Source organism: Candidatus Symbiopectobacterium sp. (assembly GCF_020054415.1).
Lineage (GTDB): Bacteria > Pseudomonadota > Gammaproteobacteria > Enterobacterales > Enterobacteriaceae > Symbiopectobacterium.
The window spans coordinates 1-4,395 of record NZ_JAHWCO010000645.1; the positions used below are offsets into that span (position 1 = coordinate 1).

5 protein-coding genes and 1 pseudogene are annotated in these 4,395 nt (G+C 48.5%); 2 read left to right on the forward strand and 4 right to left on the reverse strand.

The features are described 5' to 3' along the window. The first annotated feature begins 39 nt into the window (after positions 1-39). Positions 40-213: a hypothetical protein gene (locus tag QZ506_RS18710; protein ID WP_291973077.1), complete on the forward strand. Its 174-nt coding sequence runs from the start codon at positions 40-42 to the stop codon at positions 211-213. 11 nt (positions 214-224) lie between these two features. Continuing rightward, the gene (locus QZ506_RS18715; protein ID WP_291973078.1) at positions 225-560 is read left to right on the forward strand and encodes a DUF1640 domain-containing protein; all 336 of its coding nucleotides are present in this window, start codon (positions 225-227) and stop codon (positions 558-560) included. A 363-nt stretch (positions 561-923) separates the two neighbouring features. On the opposite strand, the gene QZ506_RS18720 is transcribed toward QZ506_RS18715, so the two are convergent. The 4 genes and pseudogenes from QZ506_RS18720 to QZ506_RS18735 form a co-directional block, all read right to left on the reverse strand. After that, positions 924-1,274, reverse strand: a complete 351-nt coding sequence (locus QZ506_RS18720) for a type III secretion chaperone protein SigE (RefSeq protein WP_291973079.1) — start codon at positions 1,272-1,274, stop codon at positions 924-926. Then, entirely contained in the window at positions 1,274-3,313 is a 2,040-nt protein-coding gene (locus QZ506_RS18725) for an inositol phosphate phosphatase SopB (protein ID WP_291973080.1), read from the reverse strand. The genes QZ506_RS18720 and QZ506_RS18725 overlap by 1 nt, the downstream gene beginning before the upstream one ends. Positions 3,314-3,579: 266 nt before the next feature. Continuing rightward, positions 3,580-3,750 (reverse strand): annotated as a pseudogene (locus QZ506_RS18730) (transposase); the annotation flags it as partial. 131 nt (positions 3,751-3,881) lie between these two features. Next, positions 3,882-4,133 carry a KilA-N domain-containing protein gene (locus tag QZ506_RS18735; protein ID WP_291973081.1) on the reverse strand — a complete coding sequence of 84 codons (252 nt, stop codon included), beginning with the start codon at positions 4,131-4,133 and terminating at the stop codon, positions 3,882-3,884. Between the last annotated feature and the right edge of the window lie 262 nt (positions 4,134-4,395).

Here is a 4,395-nt window from a genome sequence, read left to right on the forward strand (position 1 = left end):
AGCCATAAAGGCTGCGGATTCCCTTGACGTAAAATCAGTATGTTAAATCCAGAGCGTGGTGATGCATCCCGGAGCGATCAGCATTTTAATCCAAAACAGGCTTGTCATAACAGCATTATTCCCTATTATTCAACAAAGCCGATGCAGAGTGACTATAGCGCGTGGTTTGATCTTCCGTCAATAAGATTACTGGGTTACACTTGCCCTAAATAGGAGGATCCGCTGTGGGCCAAGTCGCATTTGATACATTGCAGGCGTCAGAAGAGCTTGAAACTGCTGGCATCTCTAGAGAACAGGCTAGGGCGATTTCGCTCGTCGTACGCAAGTCTCATGAGGTTGCAGATGTGGCTACCAAGGCTGATATCGTTGAGGTAAATCGGAATATCGCCGATGTCCGTAAGGATCTGTCCGCAGAGATAGCCGATGTTCGTAAGGATATGACTGCTGGTTTCGATAAAATTAATGATAAATTTGAAAAGGTTGGCATGCAGATGACCATCCGGCTTGGGCTAATGGTCGCCGCCGCTGTCAGCATCATTGCTGCCATTCTCAAAATGTGATGCCACTACGGGACTGGCGTATGGCAATGAGCCGCTTTATTATCGAGTTCGGTGACCGCCTAGACGGTCACTACTGAGAAAGGCATTTACACAGAATCATGTACAGGGTCGTGGCCCCAGTATTAGTTGACCACTACACTTTTATCCCAAGGGAACGGACTTCAATCAGGTGAGCCATCGCAAGATTGCTGAGCTCGAACACACACTCAACACAAGGGGCAGAAAATCGCTGGGCTATCGTTCCCCCAATGAGGTATTTTTAACGCACTTACTGGCGGCATAAGCCCCTACCGTTTTGTTGCGTTTCGAGTGGGAATGGGCCCTGGCGCTGACAGACGCGCTGCTGCCCTAGAGGCGGCTTTCTCAAGCCGCCATAATGACGGCTTCCTGCCGTAGTTGCTCGATAGTTTCAACATATAATGACAAGCCCTCTAGCATATCTTCGGTGTTGCTTTCCGGCGGCAGACGGTATAACGCTAACAATACAGATTGGTCGGCATCCGCCGCCAGTGTCACCGGGCTTGCGTAATTCATACTAAGGATCGCCTGCAATTGATCGCTGTCGGTTGGCAGGCTTCTGAGCGGGCAACACATCTCCAGCCCCGCTTCCGATTCGTCAAAATACACTTCCAATTCATCAGTGATAAGCAACGCGGGGTCGTCCATCGGGTCAAGTCCCAGTGATTCATAAAGATCTAACAATAAATTTTGCATTAAAGACTCCTTTTAGAGGATGACTTGGCGAATTGGGACAATCCTTTTACTTTGGACCAAACATCACCCACTCCAAGACGCTTAGTTGAAGATAAATTCATGCTGGACAGTTTGAATGTTTTGGCAACCTTATTGCCTTTAACACCGATGTTTTGTTTTTGTACTTCCAAATTCCCGCTTTGCAGCACCACCGTCTGCAGCAACTTAATGTCTTTTTCATTAAGCTTCTCTTGCGGGTCTTTCAGCGGCTGTTGATTGTGATAGGCAATCGCTTCCCGTTTCACCTCGGCATCAAGCATACCGGTGCGGTCTTTTCCGCTTTTACAGTTCCAGCAAGGTACCGCACCTATTTCATACGCCAGCATCATCAGGCGTTTCGGCGCTTGATAAGGCTCTCCACCGTCGCTGCGGTGCAGTTTTCCATTCCAGATATTCTTTAATTGCTTACTGAGGGTGATGACCTTGTTGGCGTTTTCCGGCGTTGGCTTGCCTTCCAGGTAGCGACCGACCCAGCCTCCGGGCTCAGCCTCTGGCCGCAAATCGTTACCGAGGAGCTGCTTTAATGCTACGGCGTTATAACTATCAGAAGTGTCGTTTCCCAAGCCAAGTTTCAGTGAAACTTCATTGACGCCGAAGTTAAATGCGGCGACATCCAAGGCCACTTTGACGTCTTGGGCTTCTCCCTTATCGTTATGGACCGTTAACGTAAGCGCGCCGTCCCGCTGCGATTCAGCCTTGCATAAGGTTTGCCAGGCCTGCATTTGGTCGCTCAGCATCTCTCTTTCCTTGCTGAAGAAGCTTAATTTTGTGGGCGTCAAAAGTGAGGTAGAGACCAACTGCAAAGGTACAGTATCCTCTTTCAGGGCACGTGCCATCAGTTCAGGGCGGGAGTAGAGCGCCGCCGTGACGACTTCTTTAGCCCGATTCTGCGCCCCGTCAATGCGTTCCGCGGATCTCGCCGGCAATGCGAAGGGTGACAGCACGCCGTGGCGAATGCCTTGGAACAGCGTTTGCTGCTGGCCAAATTGGTCTTCCACGCTTAACGAGGATTGCCATAAGTTTGCCGCGTGCTTGGTTTCATTCGCGTCGGAAGAACAGATCCCTTTCCCCTGGTAGGCGGTCGGAAAAATATCCCTGTCGCCCAGTTTCATCTCGGCGGCAGGGCGCTGGAGACTACTATACTGGTTGCCGTTATGGCTTATCTCCCGCTGTATCGTTTTCCAGGGGGCATTATTGAGAGTGTCAGTACGCGCCGCATTATAAGCGACGAGCGCGCGTTTTCTGGCTTCTTGCGGCTTAATGCCCATCACCTGATATTCACTGGTGAGCATCGCCAGCATCTCTTTTCGTAGTTTAGCGGCGTCCATTAACTCGTCGGGATGGGCATTACGATCTTGTTTAATTTCAGTGAATTTGCACTCCATCGTTTTTTTCAATTCCGCCAAGTGTTCCCGGCTGGCAATAATATGGTCATGGATTCTATTTTCGGCGCTGGCAGATCTCCTCTTTCTATCCATCGGCTGAAGTATTTCAAGCTGTTTATAGGCCAGTATTGTCGTATCAATTACCCCAATCTGATACTCGGTAAGCTCATTTATTGACTGGGCGCATTCTGACACATTCATGTCGCTTAAGGCGATCTCAGGCGCCACCACTTTGCCAAAAGTGGGCGACACGTCTTGTATTTCCGGGTGGCTTTTCGACATCAATGCCGCGTTTACCACCTCTGGCGAAGAATAGTGAGCGCCATCCGTTGACCGGTTTTTTTCTACCGCGTTCAGCATATCGTAGATTGCCTCGAATCCCTCCCTCTTAACATACAACGATGGCGTGTCACGACGTTCGGAGTATTCAGTAAGGGTCTGCTTTACCGGCCGTTTGCTATCCTTTCCATTAAGTAGGCTGTACCTAAAATTTAGGTTAGAATTAATCGAATTGCGCTCGTTGCCAAGCGTGTCTTTTGCCGCGTCCTTGGGCGATTGTTGCTCGAAAATCTTTCTCATTGACGCAACGTGACCGTGTAGTTTTACTTCAGACATATCAGAACTCCTATAGTTAGGATCATTATTCCTGATTTGCCTAAATTTAATGTCAATTAACGCTCATGACTCAGATTTTCTGATAGTGGTGCTTGTAGTGGTCAACTAATACTGGCCACCGCATTAGACTGTAGGGCACCTCGAAAAACTCGAAATTTTCAATGAATCTCAGACTTGTCTCTAAATAATTAGATGTTTTTTGATCACCCCGGCACTAATCCTACCGTCCATTGCCATGGACCGTGTCATTTTGCCTATTCTTGGCGTTAGAAAGCCACGATGCCCGCACGCTGGAAGTACGCCAACCGATTTAGGTTGTAACATGCTGCCATCATGGTCATGGCAAAATTAGCGCGCACTTGCCCAATGGTACGGATCAGTTTTCTACCCATTTGTTCCATCGCCGCGAATGCATGTTCAACCCGTGCCCTAGGCTGTGTCCCGCAATTCATTTTCACTGATTGGAAATGAGGAAAATATATCAAATATGTTCGTTTTTCGGGCTAATTCCGTGTGTTTTTACTGTCAAAAACTGCCTGCGTTGTACGATTTTTAATCTGCCAGGTAATTAAGGGACACAGCCTAATTCAGGTACAACCCAAATGCCTGATTCAACGCCGCCATGCATTGTCTTTAATGCGTTATTACCTAACGATTTTGCTATCTTACGAGTTCCCTTGCTTTTGAAAAAACCCGAAGGTCTCTGTGATTCAGTCGCTTTACCTTGCGCAACGGCGGCACGGTGTAAATCATTCAGGCAGTAACGCCCGAAAACATCCTGGCGGACGACGGTATTTTCAATGACAACTAAGTTAGACATAACGATTTCTCCATAGTTAAACGGATGTGGTTATCAGAGGGCTAACGGGTAAAATTTTGCAGATTGGCAGTCAGATCGCTTACACTTGTCTTAACACAGGAGGATCAGCTATGGGCCAGGTTGCATTTGATACATTGCAAGCATCAGAAGAGCTTCAAACCGCCGGGCTTACCAGTCAGCAGGCCAAGGCGATTTCGCTCGTCGTACGCAAGTCTCATGAAGTGGCGGATGTCGCTACCAAGCGTGACCTTGAGGACGTACG